The organism is Streptomyces sp. NPDC059355 (assembly GCF_042752335.1).
In the GTDB taxonomy this organism is placed as follows: domain Bacteria; phylum Actinomycetota; class Actinomycetes; order Streptomycetales; family Streptomycetaceae; genus Streptomyces.
Genome location: NZ_JBHYXN010000005.1, coordinates 101,061 through 120,698, shown reverse-complemented (window position 1 = coordinate 120,698; position 19,638 = coordinate 101,061). Strand labels below are relative to the sequence as shown.

Here is a 19,638-nt window from a genome sequence, read left to right as displayed (position 1 = left end):
ACGGTCGTCCGGATGCGGTGGCGGCCGGTCAGGGGAAGGGATGCGGCGCCGGATTGAACTCGGCGGGCTCCAGATCGCGTTCGCGCCGCCCCGCCGCGCGCAGGGCGGTCCGCAGCCGGGGCATGCCGAGCGCCCTCTGCCGCGACCAGCCGAAGTCGATTGGCAGCAGCCCGGGCACCATCACGCTCACCGTGTGCAGCCCCAGGACCCGCTGCTCGGGCAGGGTCTGGTCGACCACCACCACGTCGAAGCCCTCGGCGGTCACCGCCTCGACACACCGCGCCAGGTCCTCGCGCACGTCGTCCGAGGCGCCGGCGCCGTTCCACCGTTCCTCGGGCGGGCGCAGCGCCGAGACCGGCCGCAACGGCTCCGTGGCCGGACCGCGCAGCAGGAAGTCCGCGTGCCGGCCCATCTCCGGGACCCCGTACACCAGCGGGTGGTCGTGGAGCGCGGTGACCAGGTCGAAGTCGGCGGCCATCGCGCGCAGCCGGGCCTCGTCCCGCTCGGTGCGCCCCGGCAGGTTCACGGCGTCCGTCGCGATCTCGCACAGCGCCGAGTCCAGGGCCGACTCCGGGTCCAGCCCGGCGCCGGCTCCGAAGCACATCCGGCCGGTCCCGCCGTCGAACCGCTCGGCGACGGCGGTCACCACCGGGACGGGGAAGGTGATCCGGGTGTCGAAGAACCGTGCGCGGTACCCGTACAGGGCCAGCCGGTCCACCATCACGCGGGTCGAGGTGCGGCCGCTGGTCGCCGGGTCGATCTCGGGCAGGGGCTCGCGCCCGTACCAGGCGAGCAGGAACGCGTCCCGCTCGATGACCTCCATCAGCCCGAAATAGACCGCCTCGGCCAGACTGCCGCCGGTGGCACAGCCGTTGGAGCTCTCCTGTACGAAACGGTTCTCCAGACCCGGCGAGTGGTAGTACGTCAGCACCTCGGGGACCAGGCGCGGCGCCCGGTCGCGCATCGACCAGCCCCAGACCCACGGGATCTCCCGGTCCGGGTCGAAGGGCCGCACGCGCGGGTTGTCCGCGTAGAACCGGTCGCTGTACAGACCGACGTCGCGCGGGTCCACGGCTTCGGCCCCGAACTGCCGGAGCGAGCCCCGGACGCCCGTCGTCCGGGCCCGGGCGCGCATCCCCGCGTACCGCTCCAGCCCCTCCAGGACCCCGACGCGGGCGCTGCGGTCGAAGGAGTCGGTATGGCCGCCCCAGAAGGTCTCGCGCAGATAGGGGCCCGAGCGCAGCGAGAAGCAGCCGATGGTCGCCGAGGTGGAGGTGGAGGAGATGTCCTGCACGAGGGAGGGCCCCAGCGCCCCGCACAGCGGATTGGCGAAGGCCGCCACGTCGAGGGCGTACGACTCCACGGGGCGGGTGCGGAAGGCCCCGGGACGGTACTTCGGCGCGGGCGGCAGCGGCTCCGGCGTGCGCGGCTCGTCGGCGGCGGGCGCCGCGCACACCGGGCACTCGGGGTCGGGCACGAGCGGGTACCGCCGGACGGAGCCGGTGGCGAGGTCCAGGGAGCGCACCTCGGGGAACGGCCCCCGCGGGGCCGCGGCGTCCGCGACCCCCGCGACCAGCGCCGCGAGGGCGTCGGCGGCGAAGGAGTGGGCGTGCGGCCACTCGCCCGCGGGCCGGGTGCCCCCGCCCAGCTCCAGGGCATCGCGCAGCGTGACGGACCGTACGGCCTGCCAGCGCCGTTCCAGGCACCGGGCACACCCCGGCCCGCCGCCCGGCACCGGGCCGACCACGGCCTGCCGGCCGTACAGCCGTACGGGCAAGGCGGCGCCCGCGGCACCGGAGCGCGCGGACGCGGCGAAGGCGTTGCCCGCCCCGAGCACCGACAGGTCCACCGGCGGCCCGCCGAGCGCGTCCAGGGCCCGCTCCAGCAGCGCCGTGAACCGCTGGGCCGCTCCGGCCCCGAGCACGTCCCGCACCGCGGGATCGGCGCGGACCGCGGCGGGGCCGCTACGCGTCATCGCCGGGCTCCCGGACCGCGGTGAGCAGCACCCGTACGGTGTGGACGCCCGCGGACGCCAGCTCGGGCGCGCCCGTCGGGACCAGGTACGCATCGCGCCCGGCGGAGCCGAGCCGCTCCAGCACCTCCGGCCAGCCGACCGCGCCTTCCGCCCCGTATGCCCCGCCGCCCTCGCCCTGGCCGGAGACGGCCAGGGCCCGGGGATCCAGGTCACGCAGCAGCGGATCGCCGGTGTCGGCCGGCCGGCCGCCGCCCGCCCCGTCGCCCTCGTACTGGGCCGCGCCCAGGAGTTCGCTCAGCGCGGCCACCGCCGCCGTACGCCGGTCCGGCCCGCTGCCGACCGCCCAGCGCTCCGCGGACCGGGCGAGCAGTACGGTCACGCCGCTGCGGGCGCCCTCACCGAGGTCGAGCAGCTCCAGCGGCAGTTCCAGCCGGTCCGCCGACCGTACGAGGAAGCCGAGTTCGGCGTCCGGCCCGTCCGGGTCCGGCAGCGGCACGCGGGTCGCCGGGGTGCCCCGTACGGTGCGCTGCAGCGCGTCGTACGCGAGGGCCGAGAGCAGCCCCGCGGCGGCGGCGTCGGCAGGCGCGGGACCCGCACCGGCCCCCGCCCGGGTCCGCTCGAAGAGCCGCTCGGCGTTGTGGGGTCCGAAGGGGCGGACGGCTCCGGCCGGGACGAGGACGGGCTCTTTCGTCAGCAGGGAGACGGCCCGCTGGTGGACGGTGGCCCCGCCCGGCAGCCCCGAGGCGACGGCGAGAGCCGGGGCCTTCGCGCGGGAGCCGGTCAGGAGCCCGCGCGCCGGGACGACGTGCTCGGCGTACACGAGTGCCGCCGCGTCCAGCGCACGCATCCGGGCGCCCGCGACGTGGTGGATGTCGAAGGCGGCGACGGTGCGCGGACCGGTGTGGCCGATGCCCAGCTCGACCACGCCCAGCTTGAGCGGGATCTGGGTGAGCGCCTCGTCCGCGAAGCGGGTGAACACCCCGGCGTACGGGCGGACGATGGCGGAGCGCCGGTTCAACTCCTCGACCAGTGCGTCCGCTTCGCGGGCGGTGTCGAGGGTGGGGAGCTCGGGTGCGCCCGAGGCGCCCGCCGCGGTCAGTTCCACCGGCTGCGCGGCCCCCCGCTCGTCCACCGTGCCGCCCCCGGCGCAGAACGGGCAGCGCGGGTGCGGGAACAGCGGTTCGGCGGTGACGTCCAGCGACTCCGTGTCCTGGACGACCAGCCGCCCGGAGGTCTCCGCGGGCAGCGCTCCGGTGGCCGCGCGGAAGACTTCGTACCCGAGCAGATTGCCGAGCATCGCGGCCAGCGGACGGCCCGGCACGGGATCGCAGGACACGGGCCCGCTTCCCGGCAGGGCCAGCGCACTCCACAGGTCGGCGGCTCCGGAGCCGGGGCGGGCGGAGCCCAGCCGCAGCGCCGCGCAGGCCCAGCAGCCCTCGGAGTCGGCGGTCATCAGGGGGCCGACGACGGCGTCGGAGCCGTACGACCAGACCGGAAGCAGGCTGCGGCCCTCCGGTATCCCGGCGCGCAGCAGCGGGAGCAGCCGCGCGGGAGCCTCGTGGCCCCCGGTGACCACGACGAAGTCGAATCCGTCCAGCTCCGCCCACCCGAAGGGCTCCCCGCCCGCGTCCAGGGTCCGTATCTCCACCGGGCAGCCGTCCGCCCGCGCCTCCTGCGCGTCCGCCTCGACGAGGCCGAGCTCCGCGCCGGGCAGGACGCCGACGACCGCGCAGCCGTTGCGGACCAGGCTCAGGGCGCACCAGCGGGCCACGGGGTCCTCGCCGAGGACGGCGACCCGGGTGCCGCGGAAGCGCAGGAACCGGTCCTCGGCCTCGTCGGCGTAGTGGTCCACGTACGCGATCTGCGGCGCGAACCTCCGCGCCACGTCCGGGGCGGGCGTCGGACCGGCCGGGGTCCGCGGGGCGGGGACGGAGCGGGCGAAGTCCCGTTCGTACAGCGTCTTGACGAGTTCGCCGACCATCGCGCGCCGGGCGTCGCCGAGGCCCTGGCAGATCTCCGCGACGGAGTGCTCCCCGGTGAGGTGCGGGACGATCAGCGCGGCGAACCGGTACGCCGTGCGGGCGGTGAGGCGGAACCCGCCGTCGGAGTTGTGGAACAGCACACCGTCGGGCGTCTCGGTGAAGAGCACGTCCCGGCGTATCCGGGGCCGGGAGGCGGCGACGGTCTCATAGCTGGCTTGGGACATGGGACACCCCTGGGTGCGGTGTGGGTGGAGGGGGACGACGGAGGGAGGCGCGGGGAGGAGGAGGGTGGCGAGGTCAGCGAGTGGCGGGGGCGGTGGGGGCCGTGGGCGCCGGGAGGGGCCCGCGGGCCAGCCAACGCGCGTAGACGAGGAGGAAGGAATGGAGGCGGTACGGCGGCTTGCCCGGTGGCCCGTCCTCCAGCATCCCGGCCTCCACGAGCTGTTCGAGCTCGGTCTCGGACCCGGCGTCCGCGAGGGGGGCCCGCGGACCGAGCGTGCCCAGCCGGAGGAAGACCTCGCGCAGTTCGGGCGAGAGGGCCCCGACGGCCTGCCCGAACACCTCCGGTACGGAGAGCCGCGGATCCTCGGCGAGGGCGAGCCGGGCGGATGGCTCCTCCGCGAGCCAGGCGGTGCAGTCGGCCACGGACAGGCCGGGCCGGGTCAGCAGCCGGCCGGCCGCGATGCGCAGGGCGAGCGGGAAGTGCCCGCAGACGTCGGCGAGTTCCGCGGCCGCCTGCGCCTCGTCCGCGATCCGGTCGGCGCCGACGAGCCCGGCGAGCAGTGCGTACGCCTCGTCCGGCCCGAGGACGTCCAGCCGGTGGACGGCGCCTCCGTGCGTGGCGACGACCGCGGCGAGCCCCCGTCTGCTGGTGACCAGTACGGCGGCGTCCTCGGGCGCGGGCAGCAGCGGCAGCACCTGCCCGGCGCCGGCCGCGTCGTCGAGGACCAGGAGCCGGCGGCCGTCCTCGGCGTCGCCGGGCCCGGGCAGCAGTTCCCTGGCCTCGTCCAGGGCGAGGGGGCTGCCGTCGGGCCGGGTCAGCGCGAGGGTGAAGACCCCGCCGGGGAACTCGCCGCGGACCTCGTACGCGCACTGGTGGGCCAGCGCCGACTTGCCGATGCCGGGCGCCCCCGAGACGACGACCAGCCGGGGCCCGTCGGCGGAGGTCAGCCGGGCGGCGATGGCCCGGCGGTCGGCCTCCCGCCCGGCGAACCCGGGTACGGGAGCCAGGCCCGGTCTCCCGGGGCGGCCCTTCACGGGCACCCCGCGCCAGCCGCTGTCCGCCGCGGGCCCGGCCTCCCGCGCCGACGGGACGGGCGGCGCCCCGGGGACGGCGGCCGCGCGCGGCAGCTCGGGCCGGGTGGGAGGCTGCACCGCGGGCCCCGGGGCCGGTGCCGTGACAGGGCCTGCCGCGGCCCCGCTCCCAGGCCGGGTTCCAGGACCGGTTCCGTGCCCGGCCGCGGACCGCGGCGCCGTACCCGATGCCGCCGCTTCCGGCCCGCCGATCTCCTCGGCGCGCAGGATCGCCAGTTCCAGACGGCGCAGCCCGGCCCCCGGGTCGACGCCGAGCTCGTCGCGCAGCCGGTCCCGTACCGTGCGGTACTCGGCGAGGGCCTCCGCCTGTCGCCCCGTGCGGTAGAGGGCTTCGATGAGCTGCTCGGTGAAGCGTTCGCGCACCGGATGCCGGCGGGCGCTCTCGTACAGGTCGACCAGCACCTGATGGCAGTTCCCGGCGGCGAGTTCGAGATCGCAGACCCGCTCCAGCACGCGCAGCCGCTCCTGTTCGAGCGAGGGCACCGCGTCGCGCCGGAGCATCCGCGAGGCCACGTTGGCGAGCGGCGGCCCGTGCCACAGCGAGAGTGCCTCGCGCAGGCGGTACAGCTCCTCGCCCGGCCCGCCGGCGGCCGGTGCCTGCGAGGTCAGGGAGCGGAAGAGGACGAGGTCGAGGGTCTCGGTGTCGTTGTGCATCCGGTATCCGCCGGGCACGGCCTCGATGGTGGTCGTGGATATGCCGTACTTCGTGAATAACCTCCGAAGCCTCAGGACGCACGTCTGCAACGCGGCTCGCGCGGTGGCCGGCGGTTCCTCGTCCCACACCGCGCTCACGAGATAGGTGGTCGAAACGACGACCCCGGGATGCAGAAGAAGAGCGGCGAGAAGGCTGGTCGGCTTGGATGGCTTGAGAACTACGGTTTCCGGGCCGTGGGCAATACTCAGCGGCCCCAAAAGCTGGAACCGCATACTGGTCCCTCGTGTCGGGTCACACATTTCGCGAACGAGCAGGACAGGGGCGGTGGTCGGCCGTGCCTGCTCTCCGCCCCCCGGTGGGGCGGCGAATGAATGAAACACTACATAAGGGATCTTGTGAAAGTCGAGTGGTGTACGGCTTGTTTTCGACCGCACCGCGATTCTCTTTCTTCCCGTCACTCTGGAGTCCCGTGAAGTTACCACCGGTTGGCGAGGATGTTCAGGTGTAAACGAATTCCCCGTGCAGATCTCGTCACGCGGCTATCGAAGTCGATTTCCAGTCATGCGCCGCCGGAGTTCCCTGGCCGATTTCGTACGGACGGGAACCGGCCACTCGTACGGGGGAACCGCGGGACCGGAGGGCCGGAGGCGGAATGCGCGGCGGCGCCTGGTGGTTCGGACTCCACGCAGCACCCGACCACCCTGCACGCACTGGAGAGCTCATGAAGATCGGCATCATCGGCGCAGGCAACATCGGCGGCAACCTCACCCGCCGCCTCACCGCCCTCGGACACGAGGTGTCCGTGGCGAACTCCCGCGGCCCCGAGACCCTGGCCGACCTCGCGAAGGAGACCGGTGCCACGCCCGTCACCGTCGCGGAGGCGGCGCGGGGCGCCGAGGTCGTCGTGGTCACCGTCCCCCTGAAGAACGTGGCGAACCTGCCCGCAGGCCTCTTCGACGCAGCGGCGAAGGACTTCGTCCTCATCGAGACCGGGAACTACTACCCGCAGCAGCGCGACGGCCGCATCGCCGGGATCGAGGACGAGGGGCTGACCGAAAGCGGCTGGAGCCAGCGCCGCCTCGGGCACCCGGTGGTCAAGGCCTTCAACGGGACGTACGCCGAGGACATCCTGGCCCTGCACCGTCCGGCCGGGGCGCCGGACCGGGTCGCCCTCCCGGTGGCCGGCGACGACGCCGAGGCGAAGCGGACCGTACGGGAGCTCATCGACGAGCTCGGCTTCGACACCGTCGACGCGGGCGGCATCGACGACTCCTGGCGCCAGCAGCCGGGCACCCCTGTGTACGGGCTCCGGGCGGGCACCGACGCGGTCGTGAAGGCCCTCGCCGAGGCGTCTCCGGTCCGCCAGGCGGCCTTCAAGGGCTGACGGTCCCGCGCGGGCGCGGGAGAATAACGGGGCTCCCGCGCCCGCCCCGGGCCCCCCTGCGGCCAACCGATACCGAAGTGTCATCCGCCGCCCCTGCGTCCCGGCGGGCCGGGCTTGCTACGGTCCTGCCCTCGCGGAGCCGTTGGAGGGCCCACCATGCACGTCAGACCCCGTCTCCTGATCGCCTCGGCGGTACTGGCGGCGCTCCCGGCCGTCCTGACGGCCTGCTCCGGCCACCCGGACCACCCGGCCGCCCCCGCCCGGTCGTCGAGCCCCTCGCCCTCCGGCTCCGAATCCCCGGGGGCGACCGCGTCGGCCAGCCCGGCCACGCCGGCGCCGGCGCCCACGCCGACCCCGACCGCCACCCCCGTCGCCGCGTCCCCGGCCGCGCCCGCGAAGGCGCCGGCGGTGCCCCCGGCCCCCGCGACCCGGCTGTCGCTCACCGCGGCCGCCCCCGGCGGCGCACTGCACCTGGTCCGCGGCGGCCCCGCCCAGGAGTTCACGGTCACCGTCCGCAACGGCAACGCCCAGGCCTACCGGCACCTGCTCGTCGCCTTCCAGATGGAACCGCTGACCGGCGAGCCCGGCGACCTCCCCGGACCCGCCGCCCCCTTCGTCCTGGAACACCGCGACCCCGCCACCGGCGCCTGGCGCGCCGTGGACCTGCGCATCGCCACCGACGCCAAGCCGTCCCACCTCTACGCGGGCGGCGCCGCCCTCGCCCCCGACGCCGTCCGCACCGAGCGCTACCGGCTGCGCGCCACCGCCACGGGTCCCACCGGCAGCAGCCCGCTCGTGGTGTACGCCATCGACGCGGACGCCGCCGAGGGCACCTCCGCCGACTTCGAACACCCCGGACACGTCTCGGTGCCCCTCACCACCCGGCGCCTCGTGTAACTCCCGTTCCCGCCGCGGCAGCCGAAGAGGTCCGGACCCTTGACCCACGCCTGGTCCAGACCAATCATGAGGCGTCCGCCCGTTCGCTCGCGCCCCACCGGGAGCATCGATGAGACGTCCAAGGCCCCTCCATGCCCTGTCCGCGGCCCTGACCACGGTCCTCGCCTCCGCCGGCCTCGTCCTCGGGGCCGGCGGCGCCGCCCACGCCGCGACCCCGCTGCCCGCGCACGTCTTCGCCCCGTACTTCGAGGCGTACAACGGCGACAGCCCCGCCGACCTCGCCCAGAAGTCCGGTGCCAAGTACCTGACCATGGCCTTCGTACAGACCGAGGCCAGGGGCTCCTGCACCCCGTACTGGAACGGCGACACGGGACAGCCCGTCTCCGCCTCCGTCTTCGGCCCCGACTTCGCCGCCATCCGCTCGCGCGGCGGCGACGTGATCCCCTCCTTCGGCGGCTACGCGGCCGACAACGGCGGCACCGAGATCGCCGACAGCTGCACCAGCGTGGACGCGATCGCCGCCGCGTACGAGAAGGTGATCACCACCTACGAGGTCTCCCGGCTCGACATGGACATCGAGGACAACTCGCTGACCGACAAGGCGGGTATCGACCGGCGCAACCAGGCGATCAAGAAGGTCCAGGACTGGGCCGCGGCGAACGGCCGCCCGCTGCAGGTCTCGTACACCCTGCCCACCACCACGAGCGGCCTCGCGAACAGCGGACTCGCCGTCCTCAGGAGCGCCAGGACGGCGGGCGCGCAGGTGGACGTCGTGAACCTGATGACCTTCGACTACTACGACGGTGCCACCCACCACATGGCGGCCGACACCCGGACCGCCGCCGACGGTCTGCACGACCAGCTCGCCGCCCTGTACCCGGCCAAGACCCCCGCCCAGCTCTGGGGCATGATCGGCGTCACCGAGATGCCGGGCATCGACGACTACGGCCCCGCCGAGACCTTCACCACCGCCGATGCCACCGCCGTCCGCGACTGGGCGGTGGAGAAGGGCATCAACACCCTGTCCTTCTGGGCGCTCCAGCGCGACAACGGCGGCTGCCCCGGCACCGGCGGCTCCGACTCCTGCTCGGGCATCGTCCAGGACCCCTGGTACTTCAGCCACACCTTCGCGCCGTTCACGGGCGGCGGCGGTCCCGTCGCCGACGACTTCTCGCTCGCCGTCGCGCCCGGTTCGGCCTCCGTGGCGCCCGGCGGCTCCACCTCCGCCACGGTGAACACGGCGGTCGTCTCGGGCGCCGCGCACACCGTCGCGCTGACGGCCTCCGGGGCACCCGCCGGAGTGACGGCATCCCTCGACCCGGCCTCGGTCACGGCGGGGGGCTCGGCCCGGCTCACGGTCGCCGCCTCCTCCTCGGCCGCGCCGGGCACGTACCCGATCACCGTCACCGGCACCTCGGGTGGCCTCACGCACACCGCCGCCTTCACCCTCACGGTCTCCGGCCCGGGCGGCGGGAGCGGTGCCCTGGTCAACGGCGGTTTCGAAAGCGGTGCGCTCGCCCCGTGGACCTGCGAGAGCGGCGGCGCGGTCGTGGGCACCCCCGCGCACGGGGGCTCCTACGCCCTGAAGGCCGCACCCAGCTCCTCCCGGACCGGGGAGTGTGCCCAGACCCTGGCCCTCGCCCCGAACACGAAGTACACGCTCGCCGGGTGGGTCCAGGGCGGCTACGCCTACCTGGGCGTCCGCGGCGGCGCGAGCGCCAGCGCGTGGACCAGCTCGACCGGCTGGTCGAAGCTGACGGTTCCCTTCACGACCGGCGCCTCCGGCACGGTCACCGTCTACCTGCACGGCTGGTACGGACAGGGCGCGGTCTACGGGGACGACCTCTCGCTCGCGTAGGTCCCGGGGCCGATAGGCTCGGCCAAGGCCGCCCGGGTACGCACCGCCCCGCGCCGGGCGGTGCGTACCCGACGGAAGGAACAGCGCCATGGCCGGCGGCAACGAGGTCCGGATCCTGCGCGCGGGAGACCGCGAAGCGGTCGCCTGGAAGAACGGCGGCGGGGTGACCCGCGAGATCGCCGCCTGGCCCGAGGGCGCCGCGATGGCCGATTTCGGGTGGCGGATCAGCCTCGCGGAGGTGGCCGCCGACGGACCGTTCTCGGCCTTTCCCGGGGTCGACCGCACGCTGACCATGGCCGAGGGTGCGGGCATGGACCTCACGGTGGCCGGCGCCCGCCGCCTCGTCGACGAGCGCTGCGCACCGCAGGACTTCCCCGGCGACGTCCCCACCGACTGCAGGCTCCTCGACGGGCCCGTCGTGAACTTCAACGTGATGTACCGCCGGGACCGGGTGCGGGCGCGGACCGCGGTCGTACGGGGCGCCCTCGCGCTCCGCGCCGAGCCGGGGGAGACCCTGCTGGTCGTGGCCCTGCAGGGGCCGGCGGAACTCGGACCCGGAGCCGGACCCGGAGCCGGACCCGGAGCCGGAGCCGGACCCGGGGGCGGGCCCGTCGCCCTCGGCCCGTACGACGCGGTCCGGATCACCGGCGGCAACACCTTCGGCCTGCGCACCCGGGGTCACGCTGCGGTGGTCAGGCTGGCAGTCCGCCCCGCGCGATGACGTCGGCGTACCAGCGGGCGCTGTCCTTCGGGGTGCGCCGCTGGGTCGCGAAGTCCACGTGGACGAGGCCGAACCGCTTGCTGTAGCCGTACGCCCACTCGAAGTTGTCCAGCAGCGACCACACGAAGTACCCGCGCACGTCCGCCCCGTCCTCGATCGCCCGGTGCACCGAGGCCAGATGACCGCGCAGATAGCCGATCCGGTCCGGATCGTGCACATCGCCCTCCGGGTCGGCGTAGTCCCCGTACGCCGCGCCGTTCTCCGTGATCAGCAGCGGCACGCCCGGGAGTTCGTCGCGCAGCCGGACCAGCAGCTCGTGCAGACCGCCCGCGTCCACGGGCCAGTCCATGGCCGTCCGCGGCCCCGGAGCCGGCAGGAAGCGTACGTGCTCCTCGGCGCCCACCCACGGCGAGGGCCCGGCGGGCGCGACGCCCGGTCCGGGCTCGGCGGCCGCGACCACCGTCGGGGAGTAGTAGTTGACGCCCAGCCAGTCGATCGGCCGGGCGGCCGCCTCCAGATCGCCGTCCCGGACGAAGGACCAGTCCGTCACACCGGCGGTGTCCCGGACCAGGTCCTCCGGCAGGCGCCCGTGGAACACCGGATCGAGGAAGATCCTGTTGCCCACCGCGTCGATCCGGCGCACCGCGTCCAGATCGGCGTCCGAGCGCGTCAGCGGCCGCAGCGCGTGCAGGTTCAGGGTCAGGGAGACCTCGGCCGGCGCGGGGAGGACCGCGCGCAGGGCCGCCGTGCCCAGGCCGTGGGCCAGGTTGAAGTGGTGCGCGGCCCGCAGCGCGGCCTCCGGCTCGGTGCGCCCCGGGGCGTGCACGCCGGAGGAGTAGCCGAGGAAGGCCGAGCACCAGGGCTCGTTGAAGGTGGTCCAGCTGGCGACCCGGTCGCCGAGCTCCGCGGCCACGAGCCCCGCGTACTCGGCGAACCGCTCGGCGGTCTCCCGTACGGGCCAGCCGCCGAGGTCCTCGAGCTCCTGCGGCAGGTCCCAGTGGTAGAGCGTGGCCACCGGCCGGATCCCCGCCTCCAGCAGTGCGTCGACGAGCCTGCCGTAGAAGTCCAGGCCGCGCCGGTCGGCGGGCCCCCGGCCGGTGGGCTGCACCCGCGGCCAGGCCACCGAGAAGCGGTAGTCGCTCACGCCGAGGCCTCGGAGCAGGGCCACGTCCTCGGCCATGCGGTGGTAGTGGTCGGCTGCGGTGTCCCCGGTGTCGCCGTTGAGGACCTTGCCGGGGGTGTGGCTGAAGGTGTCCCAGATGGAGGGCGCCCGGCCGTGCAGGGCGGCCGCGCCCTCGATCTGGTAGGCGGCGGTGGCCGTGCCCCAGCGGAAACCGGCCGGGAAGGCGAGCCCCGTCCTCGTGAAGGCGGACGCGTCGAGCGTGGTCATGGAAAGGCTCCAAAGAGATGAGGGGAGGGCCGGGGGCTGCTGCGTCAGCCCTTCACCGCGCCCTGCATGATGCCGCCGACGATCTGGCGGCCGAGCAGTCCGAAGACCAGCAGCACGGGCAGGGTGCCGAGCAGGGTGCCCGCCATGATCACGGATTGGTCGTGGACGTAGCCGCCGCCCAGCTGGCGCAGCGCGACCTGGACAGTCGGCTCCTGCGAGGACAGCGCGACGACCGGCCAGAAGAAGTCGTTCCAGGCGGTCATGAAGGTCAGCAGGCCCAGGACGGCCATGGCCGGGCGGGCGATCGGCACCACGATCGACCAGAAGATCCGGGCGTGCGAGGCTCCGTCCACCCGGGCCGCCTCGATCAGCTCGTCGGGCAGCGACTGCACCAGGAACTGCCGCATGAAGAACACCCCGAAGGCCGAGACGAGTCCGGGCAGGATGACGGCCTGCAACTGGTTCACCCAGTGCAGTTCGACGATCAGCATGAAGAGCGGGATCACCCCGAGCTGCGGCGGGATCATCATCGAGGCGACGACGGCGCCGAGCAGCGCCCCGCGGCCGCGGAAACGGAGTTTGGCGAAGGCGAAGCCGGCGAGCGTGGAGCACAGCACCGTGCCGACGGTGATCGCCCCCGAGACGATGAGCGAGTTGAGCAGCGCCTTGCCGATTGCCGCCTCGTCCAGGACCGAGCGGAGGTTGTCCAGGAGGCGCGGACCGGGCAGCAAGGCCGGCAGGGGGCGGGCCAGTTCGGCATTGGAGCGGCTCGCGGCGACGAGGGTCCAGTACAGCGGGAAGGCCGAGACCAGCACCGCGCAGATCAGGACGGCGTACGTGAGTCTGCCGCCACGCCGGGCGGAGACGTGTGCGCTCATCGGCCGGCCTCCTTACGGGAACGGCGGCGCGCGGCCCAGGCGTTGGCCCCGACCAGCACCACGATCAGCAGGAACATCACCCAGGCGATGGCCGCCGCCCGGCCCAGGTGGAAGAAGCCCCAGCCCTGCTCGTACATGTAGAGCCCGAGGGTCTGGTACTGGTGCGAGATGCCGCCGGACACCGATCCCTCGAACAGGAGCGGTTCGCCGAACAGCTGGGTCGCGCCGATCGTCGAGACGATCGAGGTGAAGACGATCGTGGGGCGCAGCCCGGGCAGGGTCACGTGGAGGAACTGCCGCAGGCGCGAGGCGCCGTCGACCTCGGCCGCCTCGTACAGCTCGGCCGGGATCGTCTGCATGCCGGCCAGGTAGATCAGCGCGTTGTAGCCGGTCCAGCGCCAGACGACGATGGTGGAGACGGCGATCTGGGAGGCCGCCGTACCGTTCTGCCAGTCGACCGGGTGGATGCCCGCCAGGTCCAACAGTCGGTTGATCAGCCCGAAATCGTGCCCGAAGAGCTGCGCGAAGATCAGCGAGGCGGCGGCGACCGAGGTGGCGTACGGCAGCAGCAGCGCGGTGCGGAAGAACGTACGGGCGCGCAGCCGGTAGTTGAGGACGTGGGCGAGGCCCAGGGCCATCAGCAGCTGGGGCACGGTGGACAGCACGCCGATGGTGAAGGTGTTGCGCAGCGCCGTCCAGAAGAACGGATCGGTGAACAGCGCCGTGTAGTTGCCGAGCCCGCGCCACTCCAGCTCGCCCGGGGTCTGGAGTTCGGCGCGGTAGAGGGAGACGTACGCCGTGTAGAGCAGCGGGAAGATCCCGAACGCGGCGAACAGGGTGAAGAAGGGGACGAGGAAGGCGTACGGGGACAGGGAGGCGGGCCGCCCGCGCCGCCGGGGCGGTGGCTCCGGCGACTTCGGGGCGGTCGCGGGCACCGGCGGCGCCTGCGGGGACAGCGGCTCAGCCGAGGGCATTCTTGACGGCCTTCTTCGCGTTCGACCAGGCCGTCTCGGGCGCGGTGCCCTTGCGCTCGACCTCGCTGAGCGCGTTGTTGATCTGGTCGGCGATGTCCTTGTCGTGCAGGCCGAGCACCTGGACGGGGGCCTGCCCGGCCGCGTCACCGAAGATCTGCCCGATCGGCGCGTCCGAGAAGTACGGGTCCTTGGCATCGGCTATCCGGCCGATCGACTTCGTGGCGGACGGGAAGTTGCCCTGCCCGCGGAAGACCTTGGTCTGCTGCTCGGGCGCGGTGAGCCACTTGATCAGCTCGTACGCCTCCTTCTTGTGGGCGGCCGCGGTCGGGACCGCCAGGTACGATCCGCCCCAGTTGCCCGCGCCGCCGGGCAGCTTCGCGACGTCCCACATGCCCTTGGCGGCGTCCCCGGCCTGGCCCTTGATGTATCCGCGCATCCAGGCGGGGCAGGGCAGGGTGGCGAAGGATCCCGAGGAGAACGCCTGGTTCCACGGCGGCGACCATTGGTCCAGTTTGGCGCTGAGCCCCTCGCCCGCGGCCTTGACCGAGGCGTCCCAGGCGGCCTTCACGGCGGGGCTGTTCTCGTAGACCAGGGCGCCCGAGGAGTCGTAGTAGCGCTCCTTCGCCTGCCCGACCATGATCGCGTTCAGGCTGCCCACGCTGTCGAGCCAGGCGCTGCCCGCGGGCGCCTTCGCCTTGTACTGGCGGCCGAGTTCGAGGTAACCGTCCCACGTCGCCCACCGGTTGGCCAGTTCGGTGCGGTCGGTGGGCAGTCCGGCGGCCTGGAACAGGTCGCTGCGGTAGCACATGGCCTCGGGTCCGACATCGGTGCCGAGGCCCATCACCTTTCCGTCCTTGGTCGTCGCGGCGGACCACTTGGCGGGGGCGAACTCCTCCTTGAGGGCGCCGGCCCCGTACTGGTTCAGGTCCACGAACTTGCCGGCCTGCTGCTGGGTCACCGAGGCGATGCGGCCGACCTCGATGCCCTGGACGTCGGCCAGGCCGCCGCCGCCCGCGAGGCGGGTCTGGAGGGACTTCCAGTAGTCCTGCTCGTCCTCGGTGTCGGTCTGCTTGATCTTGATGCCGGGGTGGAGCCGCTCGTACTCGGCGTAGAGCCCGGACTCCTGGTAGCCGAAGGCGCCGAACAGGTCGACGGTGAGTGTGATGTCGCCGCCTGCGGCGTCGGAGGAGCCGCCGCCCGAACCGGATCCGCAGGCGGCCAGGAGCACTCCGGTGAGCGCGACGGCGCCGAGGCGGACCGCGGTTCTTCCGACGGTTCGGGGGATCGACATGGGGCGGCCTCCTTGGCCTGGACGGGCAGGGTGCGGGGGTGGGAGTGCGCCAGCTCTGAGAGCGCTCTCAGAACGCGACTGGAGCGTGCACCCACAGCCCGGGCCCCGTCAAGAGTCGTAGCCACAACGGAGCCATTCGTCCACAATCACCCGTGCGGTGCGACGAGTTCAGGCCGCTCCTGCCGGTCGGGCGCTTCCCTCCGGCCTCCCGGCCGCATCAGGTGGATTCGCGCCGGACCAGCGCCGTCGGGGTGACCACGGAGGCGGGCACGGCCCGGTCGCCCTGGGCCTTGTCGAGGGTGCGCAGCAGCAGCTGCGCCATCAGGCGCCCCATGCCCTCGATGTCCTGGCGAACGGTCGTCAGCGGCGGATCGGCCGTCTCCGCCACCAGCTCGGCATCGTCGAAGCCGACCAGTGCCACGTCCCCGGGGACGGCCAGCCCGCGCTCCCGCAGCACCCGCAGGGCGCCCGTCGCCATCAGGTCGTTCGCGGCGAACACCGCGTCGAGGTCCGGGCAGCGCTCCAGCAGCCCGGCCATCGCCTCGGCCCCGCCCGCCGCCGTGAAGTCCCCTTCCGCGATCAGCGCGGGATCGGCGTCGAGCAGGACGTCCCGGTACCCGTCGAGCCGGTCCACCGCCGAGGTCTGGTCCAGCGGACCGGCGATGTGCGCGATCCGCCGCCGGCCCCGGTCCAGCAGGTGCCGTACGGCCTCGCGGGCTCCTCCGCGGTTGTCCGCGTCCACGTACGCGACCCCGCCGTGCCCCCCGGACACCGGGGCCCAGCCCGGCCGGCCGCCGTACACCGTGGGCATGCCGACGCGGCGGGTGATCGCGGGCAGCGGGTCGTCGGTGTGCAGCGAGAAGGCGAGCGCCCCGTCGACGTGGCCGCCGGCCAGGTAGCGCTCGATACGGTCGTAGTCCCCCCGGTCCTCCACCAGCAGCAGCACCAACTGCGTGTCGTGCGCGGTGAGTTCCTTGCTGATGCCGCGGAGCTGGCGGGAGAAGAAGGGGTCCGAGAAGATCCGGATCTCCGGCTCCGCGATGATCACGGCGACGGCCCCGGTGCGCCGCGTGACCAGCGTGCGGGCCGCCGGATTCGGCACGTACCCGAGCTCCTGCACGGCCTCGCGGACCTTTTCCACCAGATGCGCGCGGACGCCGTCGCCGCCGTTGACCACACGGGACGCGGTCGCCCGGGACACCCCGGCGCGCTCCGCCACGGCCTCCAGCGTGGGGCGGTGACCTGGAAGCTGTTCGGGCACGGGCTGTTCGGGCACGGGCGCTCCTCCTGCGGGTCCGGGGGCCGTCGGCGCGGCGGACAGCAGGGTAACCCGTACCGCCGGGAGCCTGAGAGCGCTCCCGGCGAACGGGCGGCGGTCACCAGCCGATGCCGAGGGTCAGCCCGGTCGGCGGCTCGGCGTTGCCGAGGATCTGGACCGAGGACTGGTCGCCCACGTCGTCGTAGGGGAAGCCGTAGGCCCGCTTGTCCAGGCCGACGGTGTGGAAGAAGCCCGCGTAGTCGTTCTTCGCCGCCCCGCCGTAGTACGCGGTCGGGGTGTACCAGGCGGTGGTGTCGAGGGCGACGCCCCTGTTGAACGCGGCGCAGAACTCCGCTCCGAGCTGCTTCTCGGTGTCGTTGCCGGAGGCCAGCGCTCCCGCGCAGGCCATGACGTCGGGCGAGGTGGGCTTGTGGAGGGTGAAGGGGCCCACGCCGTTCTTGGTGAAGGTCAGCGTGGAGCCCGAGACCCGTCCCGAGAAGGTCTCGCCGAGCCGGGTCAGGGTGAACGGACGGGCGGCGTAGTGGGACCAGGCCTGATCGATGGCGGCGGTGAGGTGGTTCTGCTGCGGCCCGCCCGCGAGGAACAGGTTCGAGGAGCGCGGGGCGACGATGCGGTAGCCGTTCTGCAGCGGCTTGAAGGCCGCCCCGACGGAGGACGCGTACTGCTGCATGACCTCGGCGCGGGTCCGGGTGATCCCCCGGGTGGTGTCGTAGCCGCTGGAGGTCTGGCGCAGCCGCGAGGTCATCGGGAAGCCGAACTGGTCGACCTGGGTGGTGTTCCCGCCGAACGCGACCTGGCCCTGCACGTACGTGTACTCGTACCAGTCGTAGTACACGTCGCGGTTCGGGTCATCGGGATTGCGCAGGTCCGGGCTGCCCCAGCCCTGGTCGTCGGGGGAGACCGGGAGGAAGAGGGGCGAGCCGAGGGAGACGTAGATCCGGCCCCCGCGGATCGATGCCGGCGAGGGCACCGTCCCACCGGCCTGGGCCAGCGTGAAGGACATGTTGGGGTAGTCGACGCCCTTCTTGGTGAGGTGCCCGGGCGCGGTGGCGTCGAGGTGGTTGATGTGGGCCATGGAGCCGTCGGGCCTCATGTACGACCACTGGCCCGGAGTCACCTGGCCCAGCACGGTGACGAAGATCCGCGCATCGGCGTACGCGCCGCGGGTGTTGTTCTGGAAGGTGATCGGGAAGCTCCCGGTCCCGGCCTGCGCGTGGTGCGCCGCGGCGCGGGCCGGGGCCGGCAGGACGAACCCCAGCAGGGCGATGAGTGCGGCCAGCACCGGCAGGGGGAGCGGTCGGCGTGTGTTCATGAGCGTCTCCTCGGTCCGCTCGATCCGGTCAATGGCCGAAGTCGAACCAGTTGACGTTGACGTAGTCGGCGCCCTGTCCGCTGGTGAAGGTCAGGTAGACGTCGTGCGTGCCGGTGACGGCGCCGATGTTCGCCGGGACGGTCCGCCAGCTCTGCCAGCCGCCGGTGTCGGCGACGGAGAAACTGCCGATCGGCGGGTTCGTACGGCTGTCCAGCCGTACCTCGACCAGTCCGCTGATCCCGCCGGCCGCCCCGCTCGCGACCCGCCCGTAGAACTGCGTCGCCGGGGCCGAGCCGAAGTTCACCCCCTTGTACAGGGCCCAGTCGCCGCCCGCGATCGCGCTCAGGTTCCGGCCGCCGCCGCTGTCCGTGGTGGTCTCCGTCCCCAGCCCGGCCTGGCCGTCGTACGACTCGGCCTCGATGGCGCGGTACGCGTCGCGGTTGCCGGACGGCGGGGTGGTGGGCGGGGTCGTCGGCGGTGTGGTCGGGGGCGTGGTCGGCGGGGTCGTGCCGCCCGTCGAGCTGAGCACGGACACGTAGTCGACGACCATCGGGTAGCCGGGCTGGGTGCCCGCGTCGGGTCCGCCGCCGAAGGCGTCCGGGAAGCCGCCGCCCATGGCGACGTTCAGGATGATGAAGTAGCCGTGGTTGGTGGCGTTGGTCCAGGTGGCGGCGTCCACCTGGTTCGCGCGGACGGTGTGGAAGCCGACCCCGTCGAGGTAGAAGCGCATCTCTTCGACGGCCGTGGACCGGTCCCACTCCACCGCGTACGTGTGGAAGCCGGCCTGGCAGGTGGTGCCGGTGCAGACGCGCTGGCCGCCGATGCCGGAGGTCTCGTTGCAGGGGCCGCCCGGGCTCGTACCGCAGTGCACCGTGGCCCACTCGTTGTTGATGCCCTGGACGTTCTCCATGATGTCGATCTCGCCGATGCCGGGCCAGTTCCACCAGTTCCCGCGGTAGGGGGCGCCGAGCATCCAAAACGCCGGCCAGTAGCCCTTCGCCGCCGCGCCGGTGACGTTCGGCATCTGGATCCGCGCCTCGGTGCGCAGCTTGCCGCCCGCCGGGGGCCGGAAGTCGGAGCGGCGGGTCTCGACGCGGCCGGAGGTCCAGTTGCCGGCGGCGTCCCGGCGCGGGGTGATCCGCAGGTTCCCGGCGCCGTCGAGTGCGACGTTCGCGGTGCTCGCGGTCATCGTCTCGACCTCGCCCGTACCGAAGTTGGCGGGGCCGCCCGGGTAGCCGGTGCCGGTGGTGTACTGCCAGTCGGCGGTGTTCACGCCGGAGCCGGCGGCCCCGTTGAAATCGTCCAGGAACACCTGGGACCAGCCCGCCGGGGGCGGGGGAGCGACGGCGTTGGCGGGCAGGGTGACCACGGCGGCGGCCGCGGCGGCCACGGCCATCGTGCCGAACGCTGCGATGACGGCGCGCCGGAAGGGCGGCCGTTTTCTGCCGGTGGGAAGACGCATGGGTGTGCCCTCTCTTCGGGGGGAGGCGGCGCACTGATTGAGAGCGCTCTCAAGCGGCGCCGCTGGCCACTGTGCTCCCGGCACTCACCGGCGTCAAGACTTGGAGCCGTCAACGGGTATACGGGCGGAGAGAGTTCATCGTCTGAACGGGCGGGGGGCGCCGGCGCGCGGCCCCCCCCCCGGGGGGGGGGGTAGCCCCCCGGACGGGGGGGGGGCCCCCCCCCGCCCCCCCCGGGGGCCCGCCTATAGCAATTTGCATTAAGCCG

14 protein-coding genes are annotated in these 19,638 nt (G+C 73.7%); 4 read left to right on the top strand and 10 right to left on the bottom strand.

The genetic code is table 11. The features are described 5' to 3' along the window. Nucleotides 1–28: 28 nt before the first annotated feature. The 3 genes from ACFXGI_RS07015 to ACFXGI_RS07005 all read right to left on the bottom strand — a co-directional run bounded on the left by ACFXGI_RS07015 (nucleotide 29) and on the right by ACFXGI_RS07005 (nucleotide 6,198). On the bottom strand, nucleotides 29–1,975 hold the full coding sequence (locus tag ACFXGI_RS07015) for a TOMM precursor leader peptide-binding protein (protein ID WP_384704298.1): 1,947 nt from the start codon (nucleotides 1,973–1,975) through the stop codon (nucleotides 29–31). Beyond that, complete coding sequence (locus tag ACFXGI_RS07010) at nucleotides 1,965–4,181, bottom strand: TOMM precursor leader peptide-binding protein (protein WP_384704296.1); 2,217 nt, start codon at nucleotides 4,179–4,181, stop codon at nucleotides 1,965–1,967. The genes ACFXGI_RS07015 and ACFXGI_RS07010 overlap by 11 nt, the downstream gene beginning before the upstream one ends. A 73-nt stretch (nucleotides 4,182–4,254) precedes the next feature. Further along, nucleotides 4,255–6,198 carry a BTAD domain-containing putative transcriptional regulator gene (locus ACFXGI_RS07005; protein WP_384704294.1) on the bottom strand — a complete coding sequence of 648 codons (1,944 nt, stop codon included), beginning with the start codon at nucleotides 6,196–6,198 and terminating at the stop codon, nucleotides 4,255–4,257. 380 nt (nucleotides 6,199–6,578) lie between these two features. On the opposite strand from ACFXGI_RS07005, the gene ACFXGI_RS07000 reads away from it, so the two are divergent. The 4 genes from ACFXGI_RS07000 to ACFXGI_RS06985 all read left to right on the top strand — a co-directional run bounded on the left by ACFXGI_RS07000 (nucleotide 6,579) and on the right by ACFXGI_RS06985 (nucleotide 10,786). Next, entirely contained in the window at nucleotides 6,579–7,310 is a 732-nt protein-coding gene (locus ACFXGI_RS07000) for an NADPH-dependent F420 reductase (protein WP_384704292.1), read from the top strand. 156 nt (nucleotides 7,311–7,466) lie between these two features. Further along, nucleotides 7,467–8,207 (top strand): hypothetical protein, encoded by a 741-nt coding sequence (locus tag ACFXGI_RS06995; protein ID WP_384704291.1) that lies wholly within the window; start codon nucleotides 7,467–7,469, stop codon nucleotides 8,205–8,207. Between the two features lie 109 nt (nucleotides 8,208–8,316). Beyond that, nucleotides 8,317–10,065: a glycosyl hydrolase family 18 protein gene (locus tag ACFXGI_RS06990; protein ID WP_384704289.1), complete on the top strand. Its 1,749-nt coding sequence runs from the start codon at nucleotides 8,317–8,319 to the stop codon at nucleotides 10,063–10,065. A gap of 88 nt (nucleotides 10,066–10,153) precedes the next feature. Continuing rightward, a complete protein-coding gene (locus ACFXGI_RS06985) occupies nucleotides 10,154–10,786 on the top strand; it encodes a HutD family protein (protein WP_384704287.1) in 633 nt (210 codons plus the stop codon). Here ACFXGI_RS06985 and ACFXGI_RS06980 read toward each other — a convergent pair. From ACFXGI_RS06980 to ACFXGI_RS06950, 7 genes are all read right to left on the bottom strand, one after another. Beyond that, entirely contained in the window at nucleotides 10,758–12,176 is a 1,419-nt protein-coding gene (locus ACFXGI_RS06980) for a GH1 family beta-glucosidase (RefSeq protein ID WP_384704285.1), read from the bottom strand. The two genes, ACFXGI_RS06985 and ACFXGI_RS06980, sit on opposite strands and share 29 nt — an antisense overlap. A gap of 44 nt (nucleotides 12,177–12,220) precedes the next feature. After that, on the bottom strand, nucleotides 12,221–13,054 hold the full coding sequence (locus tag ACFXGI_RS06975; protein WP_384704283.1) for a carbohydrate ABC transporter permease: 834 nt from the start codon (nucleotides 13,052–13,054) through the stop codon (nucleotides 12,221–12,223). Continuing rightward, nucleotides 13,051–14,028 carry a carbohydrate ABC transporter permease gene (locus ACFXGI_RS06970; protein WP_384704281.1) on the bottom strand — a complete coding sequence of 326 codons (978 nt, stop codon included), beginning with the start codon at nucleotides 14,026–14,028 and terminating at the stop codon, nucleotides 13,051–13,053. Before ACFXGI_RS06970 ends, ACFXGI_RS06975 begins: the two co-directional genes overlap by 4 nt. Further along, the gene (locus tag ACFXGI_RS06965; protein WP_384704279.1) at nucleotides 14,015–15,319 is read right to left on the bottom strand and encodes an extracellular solute-binding protein; all 1,305 of its coding nucleotides are present in this window, start codon (nucleotides 15,317–15,319) and stop codon (nucleotides 14,015–14,017) included. Before ACFXGI_RS06965 ends, ACFXGI_RS06970 begins: the two co-directional genes overlap by 14 nt. A gap of 217 nt (nucleotides 15,320–15,536) precedes the next feature. Then, nucleotides 15,537–16,580: a LacI family DNA-binding transcriptional regulator gene (locus tag ACFXGI_RS06960; protein ID WP_384704533.1), complete on the bottom strand. Its 1,044-nt coding sequence runs from the start codon at nucleotides 16,578–16,580 to the stop codon at nucleotides 15,537–15,539. A 115-nt stretch (nucleotides 16,581–16,695) separates the two neighbouring features. Beyond that, a complete protein-coding gene (locus ACFXGI_RS06955; protein WP_384704277.1) occupies nucleotides 16,696–17,910 on the bottom strand; it encodes a glycoside hydrolase family 64 protein in 1,215 nt (404 codons plus the stop codon). 28 nt (nucleotides 17,911–17,938) lie between these two features. Next, nucleotides 17,939–19,372, bottom strand: a complete 1,434-nt coding sequence (locus ACFXGI_RS06950; RefSeq protein WP_384704275.1) for a glycoside hydrolase family 16 protein — start codon at nucleotides 19,370–19,372, stop codon at nucleotides 17,939–17,941. Between the last annotated feature and the right edge of the window lie 266 nt (nucleotides 19,373–19,638).